This window comes from Streptomyces sp. NPDC052079, assembly GCF_040680275.1.
Lineage (GTDB): Bacteria > Actinomycetota > Actinomycetes > Streptomycetales > Streptomycetaceae > Streptomyces.
Genome location: NZ_JBFAWL010000003.1, coordinates 186,475 through 210,940, shown reverse-complemented (window position 1 = coordinate 210,940; position 24,466 = coordinate 186,475). Strand labels below are relative to the sequence as shown.

Sequence of the window (24,466 nt, the reverse complement as noted above, 5' to 3'; positions counted from 1 at the left end):
CTTCAGGGACGTACGTACAGGGGCTCGCCGGGTGGCGTCGCCTCGGCCGGCAGGACTGCCAGGTCGAGGCCGCGCACCAGGCGGGCCCTCAGTGTTTCGTCGGCGGCGAGCCGGCGGGCCACGGCGCCGGCCGTCTCGGCGACGGGCGTGGCGGGGTCGAGCACGAGGGCGAGGGTGCCGTCGGCCTGTCCGGGCCCGAGGTGGGCGCGCAGCACGGCGGGCTCGGCGGCCACGGCGGCCCGTACGGCCGCGACGACGGCCGGGTCGGCGAGCGGGTCGGTGCTGGTACGGCCCTCGGCGAGGGCGAGGAGGGTGGGCCCGGTCAGTTCGAACGGCACGGGGCCGGACATGTCCAGGACCACCGTGTCCGCTTTCTCGTGCGCGGCGGCCTGGAGCGCCTGGTGCAGCGGTACGGCGACGGGGCGGGCGGACGGATCCCAGCGGGCGAGCGACTCGACGGACGTGAAGGCGGGCAGAGCGGTGCGGCCACCGGCCTTGAGGGTCGGTACGGCCATGTCGCTGGTCTTCTCGCGGCGCAGCCCGTTCTCGTCCTCCTCAGCCTCGCCGAGCAGGGCCACGACGGGGACGAGCAGGCGGGCCTCCTTCAGGGCCTCCAGGACGGGACCGACGGCGTTGCCGTCCTCGGCCCAGGCGGCGAGCGCGGCGCTCAGCCGGGGATCGGCGGTGCCGTCGTCGTCGCGGAACGGGGAGTCGGGGATGTTCTTGTTCGCCACGGTCACCGACCCTATCCGCCATCCGTGACAGGCTCGGCTGCGGCATGCGTAGGGAGGCACAGGTGGGGGACGGGGCGAGGGTGTCCGTGGCGGTGGTGGACCTCGGTTCCGGGGAGACCGTCTCCCACGGGGGCGGGGAGTTCGTCACGGCGAGCATCGTCAAGGTCGACATCCTGGCGGCCCTGCTGCTCGGCGCGCAGGACTCGGGACGGGAGCTCACCGGGGTGGAGCGGTCGTACGCGCGGGCGATGATCGTGCGCAGCGACAACGACGCCGCGTCGGCCCTGTGGGACGCCATCGGACGGGCGCCCGGCCTCAACGCCGCGAACGCCCGCTTCGGACTGACGCGGACCACGGGCGGCGACGGCACGCTGTGGGGGCTGACCCGCACCACGGCCGAGGACCGGCTGGTACTGCTGCGGCAGGTCTTCGGCGAGGAGTCGGAGTTGAGCGGGCCCTCGCGCGCGTATCTACGAAGACTGATGGAGCGGGTCGTCCCGGACCAGGCGTGGGGCGCCCCCACCGTCGCCGACCCGGGCACGCCCTGTGCAGTCAAGAACGGCTGGCTACCGCGCGACGCAACGGGCCTATGGGTCGTACACACCACCGGCTGCGTCACGGTAGCCGGCCGCACATACCTGCTCTCGGCCCTGTCCGACGGCAACAAGACAAAGCAGCGGGGCGTGACGCTGCTCGAGGAGGCGGTGATCACGGCGCTCTCATGAGCCGAGCAGGCCCGTCCCCGCCACCGTTCCCGCGGGCACTCGTGCCGCAGGGCGATGGGGGTCCCCCCGCTCGAGCGAAGCCGAGAGTGGGGGAGGGTGGGCGCGACGGCACCCCGCAAAGGGCGTGGCGCTGCTGGAGCACGCGGTGGCCGCGGACCTCTCTCATCAGCCGAACGGCCCGTCCCCGCCACCGCTCCCGCGGGCACTCGTGCCGCAGGGCGATGGGGGTCCCCCCGCTCGAGCGAAGCCGAGAGTGGGGGAGGGTGGGCGCGACGGCACCCCGCCCGCGCCGGGCTGCGCGACACCCCCCGGCCCGCACGCCCGGGGCTAGACGTCCTCGTGGTCCGGGCGGCGGGTGCGCCAGAGGATCACTGCGGCGACGAGCAGCACGCCGCCGACGCTGCCCGCCAGGGGGGCCGCCCAGTCGGCGGTGCCCTCGTCGGAGCCGTCGGTGTCCGGGCCGGGGCCGAAGTACTTCTGCCCGTCGTACCCGTAGGCCGCCGGCTTCAGGCCGCCCGGCGTCAGCCGCGCCGCCTCCCTGATCGCAGCGGCCGGGTCGATGAAACCGAAGCCACGGGAGTCGTCGCGACCGTCCGCGGGGGCGTTGCGGGCGGTGTCCTCGAGGAGCCGCTTGATCTGAGCCGGGGTCAGGCCCGGGTGCGCCGACTTGACCAGGGCCACCGCGCCGGAGACGAACGCGGCGGCAGCGCTGGTGCCCCACCCCTCGTAGTACTTGTGGTCGGGGTCGGCAATGATCACGTCGACTCCGGGCGCACTGACCGTGGCGTACCAGCGACGGGTGGAGAACGGCGCGCGGGTGCCGTAGCGGTCCACAGCGGTGGCGGTGATGACGCCCGGGTAGGCGGCCGGGTAGGAGATCCGGTCACCCTTCTCGCCGCCGTTCCCGGCGGAGGCGACAACGACCACGCCCTTGCGCAGGGCGTACTGGACGGCCTCGTCCTCGCCGGGATCGGGATGCGCGGAGGCGGAGTCGTCGCCGAGGGAGAGGTTGATGACGTCGGCGCCGTGGTCGGCCGCCCAGCGGATGCCCTCGGCGAGGGCGTTGCCGCGGGTGCTGCGGGCCTTGGCGCGGGAGGAGTCGCCGTCCTCGAGGATCACGCGCACGGGCAGGATCTTCGCCTCGGGTGCGATGCCCATGACGCCGTCGGCGTTGCCGGGGCCGTGTCCGTGACCGGCGATGATGCCGGCCATGGCGGTGCCGTGGCGGGCCCAGGCCCGGTCGCCCTCCTTCGCCCCGAAGCCGACCAGGTCCTTGCCCTCGAGGACGTTGCCGTCGAGGTCGGGGTGGTCGGCCTCGACACCGGTGTCCAGGACGGCGACGGTCACGCCCTCGCCCTTGGTCGTCTGCCAGGCCTCCTCGGTGTGCATGGCCTCCAGGGACCACTGCCGGACGCGGATGCCGTCGGCGTACGCGGGGGCGGCGGGCAGGAGGACGAGTGAGGTGGCGAGGAGGGCGCCGAGTGCCGCGGCGGGACGCCGCCCGGTGACGGGCCTCATGACGGCTGCTCCGTGGCGGTGCCCGCGCGCTTGCGCAGGGCGCGTTCGATGCGGTCGGCGAGGCCCCGCGCCTCGTGGCCGAGGCCGGCCTGTGCGGGGGCGGCGGTGGCTCCGGAATCCATGGCGTCCTCCGTGGGTTGCGGGGTGTCGACGGTGCGTCCGTCGGCCCAGCCGGAGACGGCGTAGACGACGACGGGGGCGTCCGTAAGGACGGAGATCGCCCAGGAGGCACGCTGTCCGGCGCCGAAGCCGGCGGCGGCGGTGCCCTTCGCCGCGTACGGCAGGGGCAGCAGATCGGTACGGCGGTCCAGACGTTCCGTGTCGAAGCGGCGGGCGAGGGCGGTCATGCCGGCGGCGTCGGCCTCGGTGAACAGCAGGCCGACGGTGGTGACGTGGCTCTGGGTGGCGTCGGTGTAGGTGGCGCGCAGCAGGCGCTCGCAGCCGACGGGGTCGAGGACCTTGCGCAGCAGGGGGTCGAAGGCGCCCCGGCAGCCGCTGTCGGGGGCGACGGCGATACGGGTCCAGGACCGGTCGGCGTCGCCGGGGCCGGCGCCCTTGCCCTGCACGGTGGGCGGGAAGAGCTGGTCGACGGGGACGTTGTGCCACAGGTCCCCGGCGGCGGCGAAGCCGTGCTGGGCGCCGCTCCCTTGGGACTCATCGGCGAGCCAGGCACCGGTGACGGCACCGCTGATGAGCCCTGTTCCGAGGACGAGGCAGGTCGCGGCGGCCACGATCTGCGAGCGGCTCCGCCGCCCGAACGGCCGCCGTCGGGCGCGCTCGTCGAACCGCTCCGGCTCCCCGAACGACACGAAGGCCGGCCGCACGCCGCCGGGGGCGCCGCCCGGTGACATGGGGGCGCTCCAGGAGAGCGAGGGGTCGGGAGCGCCGCCCCGGCCCTCGTCAGTGTCGCCGGGTGCGGGCCGCCGGGCGGAGTCGGCTGTGCTTGCCGGAGTGTGCTCGGAGGGGCGCCGCTCCCCGTCGTCCGGGCGCGAGCCGGGTACCGGCCGGGGCGGGGTCGTGCGGTCGGCTGGCACGGGGCGTAGCCGGGTGGTCGTCTCGGACGCGGTTGCGGAAGGCGCGCCCGGACGGGCCGCGGCGGGCCGGCGGGTGGGCTGCGGCGGTACGGAGGGCGAGGCGTCCGGGGCGCGCAGTCCCCGGCCCACGGTCGGCGGTGCGTCGGGGAACCGGGCGGAGGCGCGCGGCGGCGGGGGCGCCATGGAGTCCGTTCCGCTGTGGGCACGGCTCCCGGGGACCGGGGCACGCGGCCGCGGCGGGGCCGCACTTTCCTGGTCCACGGAGGCGACAGCCGCTCTGGGGCGTCCGTCGGCACGGCGCTCGCCTTCCTCACCGGAAGGACTCGCGGCCCCGGACCAGCCAGTCCCGTGTGCGGCTTCACCCAAGACGGCCGGCCCGCGGTCGGCGCGGCCGGAACCGGCCGGGTGAGCGCCGGACCGGTCGAGGATCCGGCCACGCGGCGCCGCCGGGCCCGGAAGCCCGTCACGCCCCTCCGCCCCCACGAACCGGTCACTCGCGGACTCACGACGTCCAAAGGTGCCGGACTCGCGTCGGCCGGCCGGCCCGTCCTGGTCCGTGCGGCGGCCGTGGGAGCCGGTCGTGTCATGACGGCCGTCCGTGGTCCCGGAAGGGGAAGCCGCGGGCTCAGGTATGTCCGGGCCCCGGTCGTCGGGAAGCGTGGCCGGACCGTGGGGTTCGCGGGTGTCGAAGGCGCCCGGGCTGCCCGACGTCCGGCCCTGGGGAGCGGGGTCGGCCTGGGCCGGTGGGTGGGCGGGGCGTGGAGGGACCGTGGGGCGCGGGGGGTGGGAGGCGCGACGCGCTTCCGTGCTCATGCACCCCCCGTTTCCTCGTGCCCCGGCCGTTGCTCATGCGCCGGCCGGTGCGCTGCCGCCAAGGGCCCGGCACGGACTCGTCCCGGGCACAGATACCCGCACGGACGGCGCGTCATCCCGCCCGGATGTCCGGGCCGGCCCCGTTCCGCCGTGCGTGCGCGTCACTCTACGGCGTGGTCCGCCTCGAACGGGAACCAGTCCGCAGGCCCGCGGCATCTGCCCGGAACATCCCCCTACCCTGCGGTAATCCTGTCTGGCAGGCTGCGGGCATGACAGCGCGCGCCGCCGACCGGGCTCGTTACGACCGGGCCACCGCCCAGCTCGACGCCCCTCTCGCGATCGTGGATCTGGACGCCTTCGACGCCAATGCCGACGACCTGGTGCGCAGGGCAGGGGGCAAGCCGGTCCGGGTGGCCAGCAAGTCCGTGCGCTGCCGTGCGCTGCTCGAACGGGTCCTGGCGCGGGACGGTTTCGCGGGCATCATGTCGTTCACGCTCGCCGAGTCCCTGTGGCTGGCCCGCTCCGGTTTCGACGACATCCTGCTGGCCTATCCCTCCGCGGACCGCGCCGGGTACGCCGAACTCGCCGCCGACCCCGAGCTCGCCGCCGCCGTCACGGTCATGGTCGACGATCCGGCGCAGCTGGACCTCATCGACGCATCCCGTGCGGGCGGCGACGAAGTGGTGCGGGTGTGCCTGGAGTTGGACACCTCGCTGAAGCTGTTCGGCGGGCGGATGCGGGTCGGTGCCCGCCGTTCTCCGCTGCACTCCCCCGCCCAGATCGCGGAGGTCGCGCGCGCGATCGCCCGGCGGCCCGGTTTCAAGGTCGTCGGGATCATGGCGTACGAGGGTCATGTGGCCGGTGTCGGCGACGCGGTGGCCGGGCATCCGCTGCGGTCCCGGGCGGTACGGCTGATGCAGACCGCCGCGCGCCGTGAACTCGCCGCGCGGCGGGCGGCGGTGGTGGCGGCGGTGCGGGAGGTCGTGCCGGATCTGGAGTTCGTCAACGGCGGAGGCACCGGCAGTGTGCAGTACACCGCCGCGGAGGACGCGGTCACCGAGGTCGCGGCCGGTTCGGGGCTGTATGTGCCGCGGCTGTTCGACAACTACACGTCGTTCAGCGGGCGTCCGGCGGCCCTGTTCGCCCTGCCCGTCGTGCGGCGGCCGGGGGTCGGCGCGGTGACGGTGCTCGGCGGGGGCTATCCGGCCTCGGGCGCGCCCGGCGCGGACCGGCTGCCGGTGCCGTATCTGCCCGAGGGGCTGCGGTACGACCCTCAGGAGGGGGCCGGCGAGGTGCAGACCCCGCTGCTGGGCCCGCCCGCCGACGACCTGCTGATCGGCGACAAGGTGTGGTTCCGGCACGCCAAGGCGGGCGAGCTGTGCGAGCGGTTCGACTCGCTGTTTCTGGTGGAGGGCGACGCTGTGACGGCGACCGTGCCGACGTATCGCGGCGAGGGTCATACGTTCCTGTAGCGGCTCAGTGCGTCGGGCCGACGCTGCTGCCGACGCCGCCGCCGGAGTCCGCGTCGGTGACCGAGCGGATGCCCTTGGTGATGCGGTCCATGTCGGACAGGGGCGGGGCGTCCTGCCCGGCGTCGAAGACGTAGCGGACGACCACCGGTGACTCGGTGCCGACGCTGGACGGGAACACCGTCGACTGCACATGGCCGCCGGGGCCCTCGCCGGTGGTGACGCGCCAGCGCACGAAGTACCCGGCGCGGCCCGCCACCGCGACCGGGCCGGACTTCACGACCTCATGCGACTTCAGGCCGCCGTACGGCTGTTCGCCGAGGGCGTTCTCACCGAAGGCCTCCTCGGCCGCGTCGGAGATGTCCTCCTTGGCGAGTGCCTCGGGGGAGGTCTGGTCGGTCTCGGTCAGGGTGCGGGAGATGACGAGGCCGTGGCGGCAGACGGAGCCCTCGCCGGGGCAGTCGTAGGTGCCGTCGGTGGTCATGACGACGTCGTCCTGGGCGACGTGCTTCGGCCGGACCCAGCCGTCGAGGAGCGGGAAGGTGATGCCGTTGAGCTGGTCCTCAACGACGTCCGGGTCTGCGGTCCCGGGCTCCGGTGTGGAGGGGGACGGGGGCGGCAGTCGGGTCGCGGAGGCGGTGGCCGCCGGGCCGGTCCGCGGCTGCGGTTCGCCGTCGTCCCCGCGGAGGAACACCGCGCCGGTGACGATCCCCCCGACGAGCACGGCGCCGGCGGTGGTGAGGGCGATTGCCTTGGCGCGTCCGGTGCCCGCCGTGCCGCCGGTGGTGCCCGTGGGCGGGGCCGGCGGCACGGCGGGCGTCTCCGGCGGGCGCCGGTGCTCGGTCCAGGCCGTGCCGTCCCACCAGCGTTCCAGGTGCGGGGCGTTCGGGTCGCGGTACCAGCCGGGCGGGGGCGTCATGCTCATCCGGGCACTGTAACGACGAGCCCTACAGGGGTGTGACGTACGCCCCCGAGATCCCGCCGTCCACAAGGAAGTCGGTGGCGTTGACGAAGGAGGAGTCGTCGCTGGCCAGGAAGGCGACGGCGGCGGCGATCTCCTCGGCGTCGGCGAACCGGCCGGCCGGGATGTGCACCAGCCGGCGGGCCGCGCGCTCGGGGTCCTTGGCGAACAGGTCCTGGAGCAGCGGGGTGTTGACCGGGCCGGGGCAGAGGGCGTTGACGCGGATGCCGTCGCGGGCGAACTGAACGCCGAGTTCGCGGGACATGGCGAGGACGCCGCCCTTGGAGGCGGTGTAGGAGATCTGGCTGGTGGCCGCCCCCATCCGGGCCACGAAGGACGCGGTGTTGATGATGGAGCCCCTGCCCTGGCGGCGCATGTAGGGGATGGCGGCCTTGCAGCACAGGTAGACGGAGGTGAGGTTGACCTCCTGGACCCGCTTCCAGGCCTCCAGCCCCGTCTCCAGGATGGAGTCGTCGTCGGGTGGGGAGATCCCGGCGTTGTTGAAGGCGATGTCGACACTGCCGTAGGTGTCGTAGGCGGCCTTGAACAGCGCTTCGACCTGTTCGGGGTCGGTGACGTCGACGTGCACGAAGGTGCCGCCGGTCTCCTCGGCGGCCGCTTTGCCCCGCGTCTCGTCCACGTCCCCGCAGACGACGTGCGCGCCCTCGGAGGCGAGCCGGCGGGCGCTGGCGAGCCCGATGCCGCTGCCCGCTCCGGTGACGACGGCGGTGCGGCCGGTCAGTCGGCGGCAGATGATCTCATCGCTCATGTGCGGTCAGGCCTCCGTGCTGATGAAGACGTTCTTGGTTTCGGTGAAGGCGGCCAGCGCGTCGGGGCCGAGCTCGCGGCCGACGCCGGACTGCTTGAATCCGCCGAAGGGGGTCCAGTAGCGGACGCTGGAATGGGAGTTGACGGACAGGTTGCCCGCGCGCACGGCCTGCGAGACGCGCAGGGCGCGGCCGACGTCCCGGGTCCAGATCGACCCCGAGAGTCCGTAGTCGGTGGCGTTGGCCAGGCGTACGGCGTCGGCTTCCGTGTCGAAGGGGAGGACGACGGCGACGGGGCCGAAGACCTCCTCGACGGCGACGGGTGCCTCAGGGTCGACGCCGGTGAGGACGGTGGGCGGGAACCAGTGGCCGGGTCCCTCGGGGGCCTTGCCTCGGATGCCGTCGAGGCCGTCGGTGACATAGGAGCGGACGCGGGCGAGCTGGGCGGCGGAGATCAGCGGGCCCATGTCCACGGTCTCGTCGGCCGGGTCGCCCACCTGTACGGCCTCGATCGCGGGGGCGAGCAGCTCCAGGAACCGGTCGTGCGCGGAACGCTCGACGAGGATGCGGGTGCGGGCGCAGCAGTCCTGGCCGGCGTTGTCGAGGAAGGACATGGGGGCGGCGGCCGCGGCGGCCTCCAGGTCGGCGTCGGCGAATACGATGTTGGGGCTCTTGCCGCCGAGTTCGAGGGTGACGCGCTTGAGGTGGTCCGCGCCCTTGGCCCACACCTGTTTGCCCACGGCGGTCGACCCGGTGAATACGATCTTGGCGACGCCGGGGTGTTCGACGAGGGCGTTGCCCGCGACCGGGCCGTGGCCGGGGAGCACCTGGAACAGGCCCTCGGGCAGTCCGGCGGTGAGGGCCAGCTCGGCCAGGCGCAGGGCGGTGAGGGGGGTGGTCTCGGCGGGTTTGAGGAGCACCGCGTTGCCGGCGGCGAGGGCGGGTGCGGTGCCCCAGGCCGCGATGGGCATCGGGAAGTTCCAGGGGGCGATGACGCCGACGACGCCGAGCGGTTCGGGGAAGGTGACGTTCACGCCGCCGGGGACGGGGATCTGACGGCCGGTGAGGCGTTCCACTCCCCCGGCCGCGTAGTCGAGCAGGTCGCGGACGTTGCCCGCCTCCCAGCGGGCGTTGCCGAGGGTGTGGCCGGCCTCGCGGACCTCCAGCCGGGCCAGTTCCTCGATGTGCTCGTCGACCGTGACGGCGAACCGGCGCAGCAACCGGGCCCTGTCGCCGGGCGCGAGGGCGGCCCAGGCGGTCTGTGCGCGTGCGGCGCGTACGACGGCGGCGTCGACGTCCGCGGGGGTCGCGGCGGGGACGGTGGCGATCACTTCCTCGGTCGCGGGGTTGTGTACCTGCAGCTCAGGGGGCTGGTCGGACAAGGAGGGCCTCACATGCGTTCGAAGGAGCGGCGCAGCTCCCAGTCGGTGACCGCGGCGTCGAAGGCGTCGAGTTCGACGCGCGCCATGTTGCGGTAGTGCGCGACGACATCGTCGCCGAAGGCCGCCTTGGCGATCGCGCTGTTCTCCCACAGCTCGGCGGCCTCGCGCAGGGTGGTGGGGATGTGCTCGTAGTCGCCGGTGTAGGCGTTGCCGGGGCAGGGGTCGGGCAGGTCCAGCTTCTGCTCGATGCCGTACAGCCCGGCGGCGACCATGCCGGCCACGGCGAGGTGCGGGTTGACGTCGCCGCCGGGCAGCCGGTTCTCGAAGCGCAGGGAGCGGCCGTGACCGACCACGCGCAGGGCGCAGGTGCGGTTGTCGCGTCCCCAGGCGACGGCGGTCGGGGCGAAGGAGCCCGGCCGGAACCGCTTGTAGGAGTTGATGTGGGGGGCGTAGAGCAGGGAGAACTCCCGGAGCGCGGCGAGCTGCCCGGCGAGGAAGTGGCGCATGACCTCCGACATGGCGTCCGGCTCGTCGGCGGAGTCCGGCATGACGGTGTCACCGGCCGCGTCCGTCAGGGAGAGGTGGATGTGGCAGGAGTTGCCCTCGCGCTCGTTGTACTTGGCCATGAAGGTGATCGAGACGCCCTCCTGGGCGGCGATCTCCTTGGCGCCGGTCTTGTAGACGGCGTGCTGGTCGCAGGTGACCAGGGCCTCGTCGTAGCGGAAGGCGATCTCGTGCTGGCCGGGGTTGCACTCGCCCTTGGCGGACTCGACGGTGAGTCCGGCCGCGGCCATCTCCTTGCGGATGCGGCGCAGCAGGGGCTCGATGCGTCCGGTGCCGAGCACGGAGTAGTCGACGTTGTACTGGTTGGCCGGGGTGAGGCCCCGGTAGCCGGCGTCCCAGGCCTGTTCGTAGGTGTCCCGGAAGACGATGAACTCCAGCTCGGTGCCGGCCTGGGCGGTGTAGCCGAGCGCGGCGAGCCGGTCCAGCTGGCGGCGCAGTATCTGCCGCGGGGCGGCGACGACCGGGGAGCCGTCGGCCCAGGCGAGGTCGGCGACGACCAGGGCGGTGCCCTCGTTCCAGGGGACGCGGCGCAAGGTGTCCAGGTCGGGGTACATGGCGAAGTCGCCGTAGCCGGTGTCCCAGGAGGACATCTCGTACCCGTCGACGGTGTTCATGTCGGCGTCGACGGCGAGCAGGTAGTTGCAGCCCTCGGTGCCGTGCCGGAGCACCTCCTCGAGGAAGAAGCGGGCGGCGAACCGCTTGCCCTGGAGCCGCCCTTGCATGTCGGGAAAGGCCAGGACGACAGTGTCGATCTCACCGCCGGCGACGAGGGCGTGCAGCTCCTCGACGGAGAGCGGGGGTGTGCGGTCTGCCACGGGAGAGCCTCCTCGGGCTTCTTCGGTCAGCCGGGAGCCATAAGGTATTGCGGAGAACCTTTGCTTGGGAAGGGGGCACGGCGGGATGCCGGAAGATGCGTTCGGCGCGGTGGGTGACCGCCTGGCGCCGGTGCTGCGGCAGGTTCGCGCGGGCAACGGCTTCGAGGAGGCGCTGGAGCAGATCCTCCAGGTGGTGCGGCTGGGCCTGGTGGCGGGCGGGGAGCGACTGCCGGCCGAGCGGGAGCTGGCGGAGCGGCTGGGGATCAGCCGGGTGACGCTGCGCGAGGTGCTGAAGGTGCTCCAGGACCAGGGCCTGGTGGAGTCGCGGCGCGGCCGGTACGGCGGCACGTTCGTGCTGCCCCGGCCGACGGACACGGGCGAGGAGGAGCTGCGGCGGCGGATCGCCGAGGTGGACATCGAGGACGTGCTGCGCTTCCGGGAGGTGCTGGAGGTGGGCGCGGCGGGGCTGTGCGCGGCGCACGGGCTGACGGACGAACAGGCGGTACGGCTGCGCGAGGCGCTGTCCGGCACGCAGGACGCCCCGCTGGGCGACTACCGGCGGCTGGACACGCTGTTCCACCTCACGCTGACGGAGCTGTGCGGTTCGCCGACCCTGACCGCCCAGTACGCGGCGGTGCGGGCTACGGTGAACGACCTGCTGGACTGCATTCCGCTGCTGGTACGCAACCTGGAGCACTCCCAGCAGCAGCACGCGGCGCTGGTCGAGGCGGTGCTCGAGGGGGACGCGGACGGGGCGCGGGAGATGATGCGCGAACACTGTGCCGGGACGGCGGCGCTGTTGCGGGGGTTCCTGGCATGAGGGCGTGACTTGCGTGTAGGGACCCACAAAGGTCTGGATCCATTCCATTGCGGCACTGGCGGCGGCCGAGGCAGAGTTGGCACGGGACGGACGGCAGAGGGAGGTGCCCGGAGTGACGGACAGGCCACTGATCGGCATCAGCACGTACGCGGAGCCCGGTGTGCGCTGGGGTGTGTGGCAGCTGGACGCCGCGCTGCTGCCGGCGGGGTATCCCCGGCTGGTGCAGCGGGCGGGCGGACTGGCGGCGATGCTCCCGCCGGACGCGCCGGAGCGGGCGGCGGCCACCGTGGCCCGCCTCGACGGCCTGGTCATCGCGGGGGGCTCGGACGTGGAGCCCGTCCACTACGGCGCCGAGCCCGACCCACGCACCGGGCCGCCCGCCCGGGCACGGGACGCCTGGGAGCTGGCGCTGATCGAGGCGGCGCTGGACCGCGGGGTCCCGCTGCTCGGCATCTGCCGGGGCATGCAGCTGCTGAACGTCGCCCTGGGCGGCACGCTGGTCCAGCACATCGACGGGCACGCGGAGGTACCGGGCGTCTTCGGCAGCCACCCGGTCAAGCCGGTCCCGGGCACGCGGTACGCGGCCGCCGTCCCGGAGGAGACCTCCGTACCGACCTACCACCACCAGTCGGTAGACCGCCTGGGCACCGCCCTGATCCCCTCCGCCCACGCCCCCGACGGCACAGTCGAAGCCATCGAACTCCCCGCCCCCCACTGGACCCTGGGCATCCAATGGCACCCAGAAATGGCAGAAGACCTCCGCGTCATGAACGCTTTGGTGACCGCCGCCCTAACCGCTGACCACTGACCGCGATCCGCGGGCAGTCGTGCCGCTGGGACGGCGGGCGGCCGCAGGCAGCCGCCATCCGCGGGCAGTCGTGCCGCTGCGGCGGCACAGATGGGCGCGGGCGGCACCCCGCAAACCCCGCGATCCGCGGGCAGTCGTGCCGCTGCGGCGGCACGGGTGGGCGCGACGGCACCCCGCAAGCGCCGGGCTGCGCGAACACCCCCCGGCCGACACCAACGCCGGGCCGCGCGAAACCCTGCCGCTGGGGGCAGCACGCGCAGGCGGCACCCCGCACACGCCGGGCAGCATCAACACCCCCCCCGGCCCGCACCCGCCACTCACCCCCGCGTAAGCGACAACAAATCCCGCGCCGGCCCCACCGGCGGATGCCCCACCGTCCACACCGCCCGCAAATCCCGCGCCAGCCCAACCCCCTGCACAGGCACCCGCACCAGCCGCCGCGTAGCCAACTCCTCCCCCACCGCCAGTTCACTCAGCACCGCCGGCCCCGCACCCCCCACCGCCGCCGCCTTCACAGCAGTCGTCGAGGACAGCTCGATCAACGGCCGCGCCAGCCCGCCCAGCGCGGCATCCAGCACCTGCCGCGTCCCCGACCCCTCCTCCCGCAGGATCAGCTCGGTGGCCGCCAGCTCCTCCGCGGCCAGCGTCCGTCGCCGCCGCGCCCACGCGTGCGACGGTGCCGCCACGACGATCAGCCGGTCGTGAGCGATGACCACGGAGTCCAGCCCCGTCGGCACCGTCAGCCCCTCCACGAACCCGACGTCCGCCTCTCCGGACAGCAGCCGCTCCGCCACCGCGGCGGAGTTCCCCGCGAGCAGCGACACCGCCGTGTCCGGCCGCTGCGCGCGCAGCGCGAGCAGCCAGCCGGGGAGCAGATACTCGGCGATGGTCATGCTCGCCGCCACTCGCAGCCGCGAGTCCCTGCGGTCCCGCAGCGCCTGCGCGCCCGCGTCGAAGGCCTCCGCCGCCTCCACGATCCGCCGCGCCCAGTCCGTGACCAGCGCTCCCGCGTCGGTCAGCCGCGAACCCCGCGGCGAGCGGTCGACCAGGGCCACGCCGAGCTGCCGTTCCATCGACCGGACACGACTGCTCGCCGCGGGCTGGGTGATGCCCAGCTCGCGCGCCGCCCCGCCCAGACTCCCCAGCCGCGCCACCGCCAGCAGCAGCTCCAGCGCCCCGAGGTCCGGCACCCTGTGGCCCAGCGACCCGGCGTTCGCGGGCCGGCCGTCGGCATGGTCTTCCGTCTTGCCCATAAACCCAGCTTATGTCGGCCGTGCGTCGCGCAGGGCGCGGCCCAGCACCGTCGGCGCCTCCGTCAGCGAGGGCCCGTACCAGGTGAGATGCCGGCCGCTGACCAGCGCGCAGGGCAGCCCGGGGAAGGCCTCCGGGCCGTCGTCGGCGGTGAAGCGGTAGGGCTCGTCGGGCAGGACGACGAGGTCCGCTTCCGCCGCGCGCAGCTCGTCGAGCGGTACCCGCGGATAGCGCTCCGCATGGCCCGCGTACACCTGCCGGACGCCGAGCCGGGTGAGCAGGTCGCCGGCGAAGGTGTCCCGGCCCAGCACCATCCAGGGGCGCCGCCAGACGGGCACGACCGCCGTCCGGCGGTCCGGGGGCGGGGGCAGGTCCGCCCAGGCGGCCTCGGCCTCGTCCAGCCACCGGGGCCGGGCCGTCACCCCGCAGGCCGTCAGCACCCGGGCCAGCTCCCCGAAGGCCTGCGGCAGCGTCCGCACCTCCGTCACCAGCACCTCGAGGCCCGCCGCGCGCAGGGCGGTGAGATCGGGCTCGCGGTTCTCCTCCTCGTTGGCGATCACCAGATCGGGGGCGAGGGAGGTGATCCGGTCCACCTTCGGATTCTTCGTACCGCCGACACGTACGACGTCCAGCCCGGCGGGATGCGTGCACCAGTCGGTGGCGCCGACGAGGGAGCCGGGGGCGGAGCGGGCCACGGCCTCCGTCAGCGACGGGACGAGGGAGACCACCCGGGCGGGACGGATCATCGGCGCGGCTGGTCCCGCAGGGCCTCGATGTGCTCGGCGACGGCGACGACCAGCAGCCGTGTCTCGGGCACCGTGGCCCGCCAGCGGTGCCGGACGCCTCCGGTCAGGTAGAGGGTGTCGCCGCGGCCGAGGCGGTAGGCGCGGCCCTCGGCCTCGATCTCCACGGCGCCGTCCGACACGTACATCAACTGGTCGTTGCGGAACTGCAGTTCACGCCCGGCGTCATGGTCGCCGGTGTACTCGGAGGCGTGCATCTGATGGTGCCCGCGCACCAGGGAGCGCACCCGGGGTTCCCCGCCCGGCTCGGTGCCGTCGGCGCGGACGACGTCCACGCTGCACGCCGGGTCGGCCGCGGCGAGGAGTTCCACGGCGGTGGTGCGCAAGGCGTCGGCGACCTTCTCCAGGGAGCTCTGGCTGGGACGCGCACGCTCGTTCTCGATCTGGCTCAGGAACGGGACCGACAGGCCGCTGCGCTCGGCCACGACGGCAAGGGTGAGGTCCAGCGCGCGGCGGCGGCGCCGCACGGCCGCGCCCACCCGCAGGGGCTGTTCTTTATGGTCGCCCATCGCTCCGGCTCCCTCCTCGCCGATCGTCCCGCACCCCGTGCGCCCCGATGCCGGCGCACTCCTCCTGATGAGTTGTCTGCACCCTACGCATGTTCGGCAAACCGTTTCAGGCGCCTGCCACGTCGCCGTCACCCGCGGCCGGTGCCGACCTAACAGTTCACGCCAACCGCCTGGCGGGCCCCTCGATTCCCCGCGCAAGCTAAAAGGGGTGTTCCGCCATTGTCTCCCCTTCCTCGGCGGAAGGTCACGGGGAGGTCCGGGCAGGGGTTTGCGCTCTGTGGTTGTCCGGATTCCTACCGTGTTCCTGTTCGGCTTCGGACGCTGCTGACATGCGCGTGGGGCGGGCCCGGCCGCCCGCGAGGGCAGGTCCGGGCCCGCCCCACGCGGCGGCCGGTACGGCGGCTACTGCGGAGTCATCCGCTCCACCATGTCCGGGTGCTCCTCGAGCCAGGCGGCGACGGCCTCCTCCTCGTGGCCCTGGCCACGGTTCTTGATCTCCGCCTCCAGGCTGCCCAGTTCGTCCTCGCTCATGTGCCAGCCCTTGATCCACTTCGTGAGCTGCGGGTACTGCCCGGGGAACTTCTTGCTCGCGATGGTGCGGATCGTGTTGCCCTCACCGAAGGCCTTCTTGGGGTCCTTCAGCTTGGTCAGCTCGTACTCGCTGTAGGCCCAGTGCGGCGACCACAGGGTGACCGCGATCGGCTCCTTGTTGGCGAGGGCGCGCTTGAGCTCGGCCAGCATCGCCGGCGTGGAGCCGTCGACGACCTCGTACTCGTCCTCCAGGCCGTAGCCCGGCAGGACCTCGTTCTTGAGAAGCTGCATCTCACCGGTGCCCGGCTCGATGCCGATGATCCGCCCGTCGAAGAGGTCGGCCTTGCCCTTGAGGTCCTCGAGCGACTTGACATCCTTGACGTACGACGGGACGGCGATCTCCAGCGAGGTGGGCTCGTACCAGGTGCCCAGGTCGGTGAGACTGTCCTTGCTCTTGTCCCAGTAGTTCTTCTGCGCGTACGGCAGCCAGGCGTCGAAGTTGAGGTCGAGGTCCCCGGACGCCAGGCCGGTGTAGACCGGGCCGACGTCCATCTGCTTGAGGTTCAGCCGGTAGCCGCGCCGCTCCAGAACGTTCTTCCACAGGTAGGTGACGGCGATGTCCTCGTCCCAGGGGAACCAGGCCACGTCCAGCGGCCGCTTCGCCTCGGCGGGGGTGTCGCCGGAACCGGACCCGACCGGGGCCAGCTCGTCGACGAGGCCGGGGTTGTTCTTCAGCCAGGCGCGGACGGCCTCCTGCTGCTTGCCCTGGCCGGCCTTGTTGATCTCGGCCTCGAGCCCGGTCAGCTGCTCCTCGGTCATCGAGAAGTCCTTCAGCCACTTCCCGACGACCGGGTTGTCACCGGCGAAGCCCTTGCGGGACACCAGGTGCACACCGTCGCCCTTGCCCCAGGAGCCCTTGGGGTCCTTCAGCTTCTTCAGGTCGTAGTCGCTGTACGCCCAGTGCGGCGACCAGAGCGTGACCACGACCGGTTCCTTCTTGCTGTAGGCGCGCTTGAGCTCGGCCAGCATCGCCGGCGTGGAGCCGTCGACGACCTCGTACTCGTCCTCCAGGCCGTAGTCCCCGAGCACCTTGTCCTTGAGCAGGCCCATCATGCCGGCGCTGGACTCGATGCCGGTGATCTTCCCGTCGAACGTGCCGGCCTTGCCCTTCAGGTCCTCCAGGGAGTCGATGTCCTCCATGTACGCCGGGACGGTCAGCTCCAGCGACGTCCGCTCGTACCAGGTGCCGAGGTCGTCGAGCTGCTTGCCGTACTTCTTCCAGTACGCCTCGTGGGTCGTGGGCAGCCAGGCATCGGTCTGGAAGTCGACGGTGCCCTGCGCGAGCGCGGTGTAGAGCGGTCCGGCCTCGAACTGCTTGGCCTCGACCTCGAAGCCGCGCTGTTCCAGGATCTCCTTCCACAGGAAGGTGGAGGCGACGCCCTCGTCCCACGGGATGTAGCCGATGCTGATCTTCTTGCCGTTGCCGACCTTCTTGCCGTCGGCGGCGGTGTTCTGCCCGTCGCTGCCGCCGCCGAACAGGCTCATGCCGCCCGCGACCAGCGCGAGGACGACGACGCCGATCACGGCGACCTGCGGACGCGGCCGGTAGGACCAGATCTTCAGGCCCTGGGTGGCGCGTGCCTTGGCGGCTGCGCGCCGGCCGAGCGGGGAGACATGGGTGCCCAGGGCGCTGGTCATGCGGTCCAGGTAGATCGCCAGGATGACGATGGCGATGCCGGACTCGGCGCCGAGGCCGATGTTCAGCTGGCCGATGGCCTCGATGACCGCGCCGCCCAGGCCGCCGGTGCCGACCATGCCCGCGATCGCGGCCATGGACAGGCCCAGCATGATGACCTGGTTGACGCCCGCCATCACCGTGGGCAGCGCCAGCGGGAGCTGGACGCGCAGCAGGGTGTTGCGGGGGGTGGTGCCGAACGCCTCGGCGGCCTCGACGAGTTCCTTGTCGACCTGGCGGATGCCGAGCTCGGTCATGCGCACGCCCGGGGCGAGCGCGAAGATCAGGGTGGCGACGATGCCCGGGGCGGAGCCGGTCCCGAAGAACAGGATCGCCGGGATGAGGTAGATCATCGCGGGCAGCGTCTGCATGAAGTCCAGGACCGGCCGGACCACGGTGCTCACCCGGTCCGAGCGGGCCGCCCAGATGCCCACCGGCACCGATATGACCAGCGCGATCACGGTGGCGACGATGACCAGCGCCAGCGTCACCATCGAGTCCTCCCACAACTCCATGGAGTCGAGGAAGGCGAAGCCGACGAAGGTGAGGACACCGGCGAAGGTGCCGCGCAGCCAGAAGGCGATGACCGCGAAGATGCCGCAGAGGATCAGCGGTTCTGGGGCCTGGAGTACGGCGTTGACACCGTCGTAGGCGCCGGTGAACACGGCCTTGAAGAAGTCGAACAGCCAGCTGACGTTGTCGAGCAGCCAGTCGACGGTGCTGTTGACCCAGTCGCCGAGCGGAATCCTAGGCACGGGCCATCACCTTCTCGCCGCCCTTGTCCCGCCGGGTGTCGCAGACGCCGGGGTCGGACTCCTCGTCACCGAGGAAGCCGACGAGCCGCTGCCGGGGCACGACCCCGACGAGTGCCTCCTCCTTGTCGAGCACCGCGACGGGGTGCGGTACGCGGGCGCTGATCGCGCACAGATCGGTGAACGATGTGTCGGGCGACGCGGTCTCGCAGCCGCAGTCGGCCTCGTCCCCGCGCACCTCGCGCTCCATCACCGCGCCGGCGGTCAGCACGCGGGAGCGGTCGACGTCCTGGGTGAAGGAGGCGACGTAGTCGTTGGCGGGCCGGATCAGGATGTCCTGCGCGGTGCCGATCTGCACGATGCGGCCATCGCGCATCACCGCGATGCGGTCGCCCAGGCGCATGGCCTCGTTGAGGTCGTGCGTGATGAAGACGATCGTCTTCTTCAGCTTCTTCTGCAGTTCGATCAGCTGGTCCTGCATGTCGCGGCGGATCAGCGGGTCGAGCGCGCTGAAGGACTCGTCCATCAACAGCAGATCGGCGTCGGTGGCGAGCGCGCGGGCCAGACCCACGCGCTGCTGCATACCGCCCGACAGCTCGTCGGGCCACGACTTCTCCCAGCCGGCCAGGCCGCACAGGGCGAGCGCCTCGTCGGCGCGGCGTTCGCGCTCGGCGCGGGGCACGCCCTGCACTTCAAGACCGTAGGCAGCGTTGTCCCGGACGCTGCGGTGCGGGAAGAGCGCGAAGTGCTGGAAGACCATGCTGATCTTCTGGGAGCGGACCTGGCGCAGTTCCCGGTCGGGCAGCGCGGTCAGGTCCTCACCGTCGAAGCGTACGTGTCCTGCGGTCGGCTCCAGCAGGCCGTTCAGCATCCGCAGCAGCGTCGACTTGCCCGAGCCCGACAGGCCCATGACGACGAAGATCTCGCCCGGCTCCACGGTGAACGACGCGTCGATGACGGCGGCGGTGACGCCGTCGGCACGCAATTCCTCCCGGTCTGCTCTCTGCTGGCGCAGTCGTTCGACCGCCTGGTCCGGTCGTCTGCCGAACACCTTGAACAGATGCTCGGCCTCAAGCCTTGATGACACGCGTACCTCTTGTCTCGACGGCAAAGGACAGGAGCGACGCGCGGCGGGCGGCTTATGCGTCTACAACAGTTGAATCCGTAACCGGCGTCGCTCCGAGCCGCGCCTCCCCGGTTTTACCCGGGGCAAACGCGTTTGTGAGCTGCGTCACAGGAGTCGCGTTGTCAGTACCGTGCGGCATGATGCGGGGCGTGACCGGACGACTGATGCTGCTTGACACCGCCTCCCTGTACTTCCGTGCCTACTTCGGCGTCCCGGAATCCGTCCGGGCCCCGGACGGCACACCGGTGAACGCCGTGCGCGGGCTCCTCGACTTCATCGACCGGCTGGTGAAGGACCACCGGCCGGACCACCTCGTGGCCTGCATGGACGCCGACTGGCGCCCCCAGTGGCGGGTCGATCTCATCCCCTCCTACAAGGCGCACCGGGTCGCCGAGGAGCGGACGGAGGGACCGGACGAGGAGGAGGTGCCCGACACGCTGTCGCCGCAGGTACCGGTCATCGAAACGGTGCTCGACGCGGTCGGCATCGCGCGCGTGGGTGTCGCCGGGTACGAGGCGGACGACGTGATCGGCACGTTCACCGCCCGGGCCACCGGGCCGGTGGACATCGTCACCGGTGACCGCGACCTCTACCAGCTGGTGGACGACGCGCGCGGGGTGCGCGTGCTGTATCCACTGAAGGGCGTCGGCACACTCCAGGTCACCGACGAGGCCGTCCTGCGCGAGAAGTATGGCGTGGACGGCAAGGGGTACGCGGATCTGGCGCTGCTGCGCGGTGACCCGAGCGACGGGCTGCCGGGCGTGCCCGGCGTCGGGGAGAAGACGGCGGCCAAGCTGCTGGCCGAGTTCGGCGACCTGGCCGGGATCCTGGCGGCCGTGGACGACCGGCGGGCCAAGCTCACGCCGACGCAGCGCAAGCGTCTGGATCTGGCGCGCCCGTACCTCGCGGTCGCTCCCAAGGTCGTCCGGGTCGCCGGCGACGTGCCGCTGCCGGACGTCGACACGGCACTGCCGCGGGCGCCGCGCAATCCGGGTGCGGTCGATGCCCTGGGCGCCCGCTGGGGGCTGGGCGGCTCGCTGCAGCGTCTGCTCAGGACGCTTTCGGTGTGAGCCGCAGGGGCGGGGTGCTAACTTAGGTTTACCTAACTCATCCGGCTGGGAGGCACCTCATGGCAGAGCGACCGGGACGTGCCGCGCGCACGCTGCATACCGCCGAGGTCGTCCGCACCGAGCGGCTGAGCCCGCGTATGCAGCGCGTGGTGCTCGGGGGCGAGGGCCTGGCCGGCGTCGTGGCGGACACCTGCACCGATCACTACGTCAAGCTGCTGTTCCCGGCCGCGGGAGTGGCCTACCCGGAGCCCTTCGATCTCCAGCGCATCCGTGAGGAGTTCCCGCGCGAGCACTGGCCGGTGACGCGGACGTACACCGTGCGCCACTGGGATGCCGAGCACCGTGAGCTGACGCTGGACTTCGTGGTGCATGGTGACGAGGGGCTGGCCGGGCCCTGGGCGGCCAACGTACGCCCGGGTGAGGTCGTCCGCTTCCTGGGTCCCGGCGGCGCGTACGCGCCGGACCCGAGTGCCGACTGGCATCTGCTGGCCGGTGACGAGAGCGCGCTGCCCGCGATAGCGCGTTCGCTGGAGGCGCTGCCCGATGGTGCCCGGGCGTTCGCCTTCGTGGAGGTTTCCGGGCCCGAGGAGGAGCAGAAGATCGACTCCGACGTGGAGGTGCGCTGGCTGCACCGCGGGGGCCGGCCCGTGGGCGAGGCCCTGGTGGAGGCTGTGCGGGGGCTGGACTTCCCCGAGGGCCGGGTGCACGCGTTCGTCCATGGCGAGGCGCACTTCGTGAAGGAGCTGCGCCGACTGCTCCGGGTGGAGCGCGGCATCCCGCGCGAGAACCTGTCGATCTCCGGCTACTGGCGCCTCGGCCACAACGAGGACGGCTGGCAGGCCTCCAAGCGCGAGTGGAACTCCCGCATGGAAGCCGAACAAGAAAACACCGCCGCCTCCGCATGAATCCGGGTGGGCGGGATGCCTGCGGCGCGGCTACCGGTGGGGTGGGGTGCGCGTAGCGCCCACGGTGGGTGGGTGGTGCGGGGCCGGGTCGGGGATGTCCGTCCTCGGACTGGCGCGACTGTGCCTGCTGATGGAGCTGAGGACGCGGACGCGCCAGCCACTGCGGGCGAACACCCCCGCCCCACCCCCTCCCCGCCGTCGGCGACTACCCCGCGCCCACCGCGACCCGCCGCCGCCATCCGCAGGCAGCCGCCGCCGCCATCCGCAGGCAGCCGCCGCCATCCGCAGGCAGCCGCTGCCGCCATCCGCGGGCAGTCGTGCCGCTGGGGCGGCACGGGTGGGCGCGACGGCACCCCGCATGCGCCGGGCTGCGCAGATACCCCCTGGCCAGCACCCACGTGGGGCAGTTCTCAGGCGCCGGGCTGTGCAGACGCCCCCGGCCGAACCCACGCGGCCAGCGTTCAGGCGCCGGGTTGCACAACCCACCCCCGGTCAAGCCCCCGCACGCACCGGGGTGCGCAACCCACCCCCGGCCCACACCCCACGCGGGCCGGTCGGGTGAACCCTTGCTGACCGGCCGGGAGGCAACGGCGTGGCGAGCCCGCCCAAGGCTCCGCCCTGCCCCAGGATCCGGCCGCGTGGCATACACCTTCGACGAGCTCGTCGCCAAGCAGCGCGCCGCGGACGAGGCACACGCACGCGTCCAGCAGCTGCGGGAGACCTACGACCCATCCACCCGGACCACGTGGAGCGGGCACCAGACCGCCACCTGGGAGACCGCTCAGCGCGCCTGGAGCGACCTCGCCCGTGACTTCCGCGTCGCCGTCGCCGAGTACGCCCGGGCCGAGGGCAGACCCCTCCACGAGATCGAGACGGAGATCAGACGGGCGGCGGACCAGGACTGAGCGCCCCGTACGCTTGCTCCATGTGAGACGCAGACGGCCGATTCCGCCCTCTCCGCTGCCGCAGCGCGACGGTGTGGATCCCGTGCGGCTGCGGCTGCCCGCCGGTAAGCAGTGGGCGACGGTGCGGGAGCACCTGGTACAGCGGCTGTCCGCGGCGGCCGGCGTCGTGGACGGGATGTTCGCCGGGGGGCTGATCGTCGGGGCGGACGGGCAGCCGGTGGCGGCGGACACACCGTACGCACCCGGGATGTTCCTGTGGTTCCACCGGGAGCTGCCCGCCGAGGTACCCGTGCCGTTCCCGATGGAGGTCGTCCACCGGGACGAGCACATCGTCGTCGTCGACAAGCCCCACTTCCTGGCGACCACCCCCCGCGGCAGCCACGTCGCCCAGACCGCGCTCGCCCGGCTCCGCCGTGAGCTCGGCATCCCGCGGCTGGGCGCCGCACACCGCCTCGACCGGCTCACCGCGGGCCTGGTGCTGTTCACGGTGCGGCCCGAGGAGCGGGGCGCCTACCAGACGCTGTTCCGCGACCGTCTGGTGCACAAGGAGTACGAGGCGGTCGCGCCCCACGACCCTGCGCTGGAGCTGCCCCGGACGGTACGGAGCCGGATCGTGAAGGAGCGCGGGTCGCTGACCGCCCAGGAGGTCGAGGGCGAGCCGAACGCCGTGACCCGGGTCGAGATCGCCGAGGCCCGCGCGGACGGCCTCGCACGGTACCGGCTGGTGCCGGGCACCGGGCAGACCCATCAGCTGCGGGTTCATATGAACGCCCTCGGTGTGCCGATCCTCGGCGATCCTCTGTACCCCGAGGTGACCGGCCCCGTCCCGGCCGGAGACTTCCGGCGCCCGCTGCAACTGCTGGCACGGGCACTGGAGTTCACCGACCCGGTGACGGGAGAGGAGCACCGGTTCACCAGCGGCCGGGTGCTCGCCGCCTGGACGTCGTACGAGGCATGGGCGGCCGGTCAGTAGCCGCGCCACCAGCGCAGGAAGCGCTGCCACGCGTTCCGTGGCGGGGCCGGTTCCGGCACCGTGGGGGGCGGCGGCAGCGGCACGGGGGGTTCCATGTGCGGGGGCTGCGGCGCCGGTTCGGCCGTCCGCTGCGGCGGGGCCGCGCCGATGTGCCAGTCCTGCTGCACGGGCGCGTCCTTCTCGTAGGTGGGCCGCTTCTTCACGTCCTGCTGCGGCCGGGGCGTGAAGTGGACGGGCAGCTCAACGAGATGCCGCGAGGCGATGGACTCGGTGAAGGTCAGTTCCTCCTCGTCGACGCTGAGCTCCACGTCGGGCAGCCGCATCAGCAGGGCGTCCACGCCGACCTCGGCGATGGTGCGGCCGATGTCCTGACCGGGGCACTCGTGCGGGCCGCCGCCGAAGGCGAGGTGGGAGCGGTTGCCCATCATGTCGGCGGTCGGGTCGGGGCGCACGCGTGGGTCGACGTTGGCCGGGGCGGGCGCGAGCAGCAGCGCGTCGCCCTTGCGGATGCGTTGGCCGCCCAGCTCCGTGTCCTGCTTGGCGAAGTAGGCGAAGATGGTGCTGAACGGCGGTTCGTCCCACAGCAGTTGCTCCACCGCCTGGGGCACGGTCATCTGGCCGCCGTTGAGCTGGGAACGGAAGCGCGGGTCGACCAGCACCTGGCGCAGCACGTTGGCCAGGAGGTTGGCGGTGGCCTCGTAGGCGGCGATCAGCACCACCCTGAGGTGCTGGCTGACCTCCTCGTCGGTCAGCCCGGCCGGGTGGGCGATGAGATGGCCCGCGAAGTCGTCCATCGGCTCGACACGGCGGCGGGCGGTGAGGCGTTGCAGCGCCCCCATGATGTACGCGTTGCTGGCGATGGCGGTCTCGGTGCCCCGGAGCATGTCGCGGGCGGCCTGCACGATGCGGTCGTTGTACTCGTCAGGCATGCCGAGCACCTGGCACATCACGGCCATCGGCAGATGCTCGGCGTACTGGCCGACCAGATCGGCCTCGCCGGCCTCGCAGAACCGGTTGACGACCCGCTGCACGCTGCGGTTGACGTGCCGGCGCAGGCTGCGGAAGTCGGTGGCCGCGACGGCGGCGTCGATGGCGCCGCGCAGCCGCAGGTGCTCGTCGCCCTCGGCGTGCGCGCACATCGGCTGCCAGGCGATGTGCGGCATCAGCGGGTGGTCGGGCTTGACCAGGCCCTCGGCGAGCGCGGACCAGATGCGGCTGTCCTTGCAGTAGTGCGCGGGGGTGCGGACCAGCTGCTGGCTCTCGGCGTGGCCGAGGACCACCCACATCGGTACGTCGTCGTGGATCAGTACGGGCGCCACCGGGCCGTGTTCGGCGCGCAGTTCCTCATACAGCTTGCGCAGGTCCTCCGACTCGTGCAGCCGGGCGCGCCCGCCGGGGCCCAGGCCGTGCGCGGGACAGCCGGGGGGCGGCCCGGGCCGGGGGCCGTCCGTGCCGGTCGGGGAGTCTCCCGTCAGGGAGTGGGATTCAGGCGTCAC

At 72.8% G+C, this 24,466-nt stretch carries 21 protein-coding genes; 8 read left to right on the top strand and 13 right to left on the bottom strand.

What is annotated here, in order from left to right:
• Positions 1-2: 2 nt before the first annotated feature.
• Positions 3-734: an SseB family protein gene (locus AB0L56_RS08325; RefSeq protein WP_361034333.1), complete on the bottom strand. Its 732-nt coding sequence runs from the start codon at positions 732-734 to the stop codon at positions 3-5.
• A gap of 62 nt (positions 735-796) precedes the next feature.
• On the opposite strand from AB0L56_RS08325, the gene AB0L56_RS08320 reads away from it, so the two are divergent.
• Entirely contained in the window at positions 797-1,459 is a 663-nt protein-coding gene (locus AB0L56_RS08320) for a serine hydrolase (RefSeq protein ID WP_365420332.1), read from the top strand.
• Positions 1,460-1,786: 327 nt separating this feature from the next.
• Here AB0L56_RS08320 and mycP read toward each other — a convergent pair whose 3' ends face one another.
• Positions 1,787-2,977 (bottom strand): type VII secretion-associated serine protease mycosin, encoded by a 1,191-nt coding sequence (gene mycP, locus AB0L56_RS08315; RefSeq protein WP_365420329.1) that lies wholly within the window; start codon positions 2,975-2,977, stop codon positions 1,787-1,789.
• Positions 2,974-4,194 (bottom strand): hypothetical protein, encoded by a 1,221-nt coding sequence (locus AB0L56_RS08310; protein ID WP_365420326.1) that lies wholly within the window; start codon positions 4,192-4,194, stop codon positions 2,974-2,976. Before AB0L56_RS08310 ends, mycP begins: the two co-directional genes overlap by 4 nt.
• Before the next feature lie 899 nt (positions 4,195-5,093).
• Between AB0L56_RS08310 and AB0L56_RS08305 the strand changes: the two genes are divergently transcribed.
• On the top strand, positions 5,094-6,296 hold the full coding sequence (locus AB0L56_RS08305) for an amino acid deaminase/aldolase (RefSeq protein ID WP_365420323.1): 1,203 nt from the start codon (positions 5,094-5,096) through the stop codon (positions 6,294-6,296).
• A 4-nt stretch (positions 6,297-6,300) separates the two neighbouring features.
• On the opposite strand, the gene AB0L56_RS08300 is transcribed toward AB0L56_RS08305, so the two are convergent.
• Genes AB0L56_RS08300 through AB0L56_RS08285 form a run of 4 tightly spaced genes read right to left on the bottom strand, consistent with a single transcriptional unit; the run spans position 6,301 to position 10,782 of the window.
• Positions 6,301-7,212, bottom strand: a complete 912-nt coding sequence (locus AB0L56_RS08300; RefSeq protein ID WP_365420680.1) for a DUF2510 domain-containing protein — start codon at positions 7,210-7,212, stop codon at positions 6,301-6,303.
• Between the two features lie 28 nt (positions 7,213-7,240).
• Positions 7,241-8,023: a 3-oxoacyl-ACP reductase gene (locus AB0L56_RS08295; protein WP_365420320.1), complete on the bottom strand. Its 783-nt coding sequence runs from the start codon at positions 8,021-8,023 to the stop codon at positions 7,241-7,243.
• Between the two features lie 6 nt (positions 8,024-8,029).
• Positions 8,030-9,403 (bottom strand): aldehyde dehydrogenase family protein, encoded by a 1,374-nt coding sequence (locus AB0L56_RS08290; RefSeq protein ID WP_365420317.1) that lies wholly within the window; start codon positions 9,401-9,403, stop codon positions 8,030-8,032.
• Between the two features lie 8 nt (positions 9,404-9,411).
• Positions 9,412-10,782, bottom strand: a complete 1,371-nt coding sequence (locus tag AB0L56_RS08285; RefSeq protein WP_365420314.1) for a glutamine synthetase family protein — start codon at positions 10,780-10,782, stop codon at positions 9,412-9,414.
• 85 nt (positions 10,783-10,867) lie between these two features.
• On the opposite strand from AB0L56_RS08285, the gene AB0L56_RS08280 reads away from it, so the two are divergent.
• Both AB0L56_RS08280 and AB0L56_RS08275 read left to right on the top strand, forming a co-directional pair.
• Positions 10,868-11,602 (top strand): FCD domain-containing protein, encoded by a 735-nt coding sequence (locus AB0L56_RS08280; protein ID WP_361034357.1) that lies wholly within the window; start codon positions 10,868-10,870, stop codon positions 11,600-11,602.
• A 112-nt stretch (positions 11,603-11,714) separates the two neighbouring features.
• Positions 11,715-12,410: a gamma-glutamyl-gamma-aminobutyrate hydrolase family protein gene (locus AB0L56_RS08275; RefSeq protein ID WP_365420311.1), complete on the top strand. Its 696-nt coding sequence runs from the start codon at positions 11,715-11,717 to the stop codon at positions 12,408-12,410.
• Between the two features lie 317 nt (positions 12,411-12,727).
• Here the strand turns inward: AB0L56_RS08275 and AB0L56_RS08270 are convergent, their stop codons facing one another.
• The 5 genes from AB0L56_RS08270 to AB0L56_RS08250 form a co-directional block, all read right to left on the bottom strand.
• Positions 12,728-13,663: a LysR family transcriptional regulator gene (locus AB0L56_RS08270; protein WP_361034362.1), complete on the bottom strand. Its 936-nt coding sequence runs from the start codon at positions 13,661-13,663 to the stop codon at positions 12,728-12,730.
• Between the two features lie 9 nt (positions 13,664-13,672).
• A complete protein-coding gene (locus AB0L56_RS08265; protein WP_365420308.1) occupies positions 13,673-14,407 on the bottom strand; it encodes a helical backbone metal receptor in 735 nt (244 codons plus the stop codon).
• Complete coding sequence (locus tag AB0L56_RS08260) at positions 14,404-14,973, bottom strand: XRE family transcriptional regulator (RefSeq protein ID WP_361034368.1); 570 nt, start codon at positions 14,971-14,973, stop codon at positions 14,404-14,406. The genes AB0L56_RS08265 and AB0L56_RS08260 overlap by 4 nt, the downstream gene beginning before the upstream one ends.
• A gap of 402 nt (positions 14,974-15,375) precedes the next feature.
• Positions 15,376-17,994: an ABC transporter permease/substrate binding protein gene (locus tag AB0L56_RS08255; protein ID WP_365420305.1), complete on the bottom strand. Its 2,619-nt coding sequence runs from the start codon at positions 17,992-17,994 to the stop codon at positions 15,376-15,378.
• A complete protein-coding gene (locus AB0L56_RS08250; protein ID WP_365420302.1) occupies positions 17,987-19,078 on the bottom strand; it encodes a glycine betaine/L-proline ABC transporter ATP-binding protein in 1,092 nt (363 codons plus the stop codon). The genes AB0L56_RS08255 and AB0L56_RS08250 overlap by 8 nt, the downstream gene beginning before the upstream one ends.
• Positions 19,079-19,257: 179 nt before the next feature.
• Here AB0L56_RS08250 and AB0L56_RS08245 point away from each other — a divergent pair, with 179 nt between their 5' ends.
• The 4 genes from AB0L56_RS08245 (at position 19,258) to AB0L56_RS08230 (ending at position 22,970) form a co-directional block, all read left to right on the top strand.
• Complete coding sequence (locus AB0L56_RS08245; protein ID WP_365420677.1) at positions 19,258-20,187, top strand: 5'-3' exonuclease; 930 nt, start codon at positions 19,258-19,260, stop codon at positions 20,185-20,187.
• A gap of 59 nt (positions 20,188-20,246) precedes the next feature.
• The gene (locus AB0L56_RS08240) at positions 20,247-21,092 is read left to right on the top strand and encodes a siderophore-interacting protein (protein WP_365420299.1); all 846 of its coding nucleotides are present in this window, start codon (positions 20,247-20,249) and stop codon (positions 21,090-21,092) included.
• A gap of 638 nt (positions 21,093-21,730) precedes the next feature.
• The gene (locus AB0L56_RS08235; protein ID WP_365420296.1) at positions 21,731-21,997 is read left to right on the top strand and encodes a hypothetical protein; all 267 of its coding nucleotides are present in this window, start codon (positions 21,731-21,733) and stop codon (positions 21,995-21,997) included.
• Positions 21,998-22,019: 22 nt separating this feature from the next.
• Entirely contained in the window at positions 22,020-22,970 is a 951-nt protein-coding gene (locus AB0L56_RS08230; RefSeq protein ID WP_361034384.1) for an RluA family pseudouridine synthase, read from the top strand.
• Here the strand turns inward: AB0L56_RS08230 and AB0L56_RS08225 are convergent.
• Positions 22,964-24,466 (bottom strand): cytochrome P450, encoded by a 1,503-nt coding sequence (locus AB0L56_RS08225; RefSeq protein WP_365420293.1) that lies wholly within the window; start codon positions 24,464-24,466, stop codon positions 22,964-22,966. The genes AB0L56_RS08230 and AB0L56_RS08225 overlap by 7 nt on opposite strands.

Coding starts and splice junctions, on each gene's coding strand:
- mycP (WP_365420329.1), bottom strand. CDS start 2,977: ATGAGGCCCGTCACCGGGCGGCGTCCCGCCGCGGCACTCGGCGCCCTC.
- AB0L56_RS08310 (WP_365420326.1), bottom strand. CDS start 4,194: ATGGCGCCCCCGCCGCCGCGCGCCTCCGCCCGGTTCCCCGACGCACCG.
- AB0L56_RS08305 (WP_365420323.1), top strand. CDS start 5,094: ATGACAGCGCGCGCCGCCGACCGGGCTCGTTACGACCGGGCCACCGCC.
- AB0L56_RS08300 (WP_365420680.1), bottom strand. CDS start 7,212: ATGACGCCCCCGCCCGGCTGGTACCGCGACCCGAACGCCCCGCACCTG.
- AB0L56_RS08295 (WP_365420320.1), bottom strand. CDS start 8,023: ATGAGCGATGAGATCATCTGCCGCCGACTGACCGGCCGCACCGCCGTC.
- AB0L56_RS08280 (WP_361034357.1), top strand. CDS start 10,868: ATGCCGGAAGATGCGTTCGGCGCGGTGGGTGACCGCCTGGCGCCGGTG.
- AB0L56_RS08270 (WP_361034362.1), bottom strand. CDS start 13,663: ATGGGCAAGACGGAAGACCATGCCGACGGCCGGCCCGCGAACGCCGGG.
- AB0L56_RS08265 (WP_365420308.1), bottom strand. CDS start 14,407: ATGATCCGTCCCGCCCGGGTGGTCTCCCTCGTCCCGTCGCTGACGGAG.
- AB0L56_RS08260 (WP_361034368.1), bottom strand. CDS start 14,973: ATGGGCGACCATAAAGAACAGCCCCTGCGGGTGGGCGCGGCCGTGCGG.
- AB0L56_RS08245 (WP_365420677.1), top strand. CDS start 19,258: ATGCGGGGCGTGACCGGACGACTGATGCTGCTTGACACCGCCTCCCTG.
- AB0L56_RS08240 (WP_365420299.1), top strand. CDS start 20,247: ATGGCAGAGCGACCGGGACGTGCCGCGCGCACGCTGCATACCGCCGAG.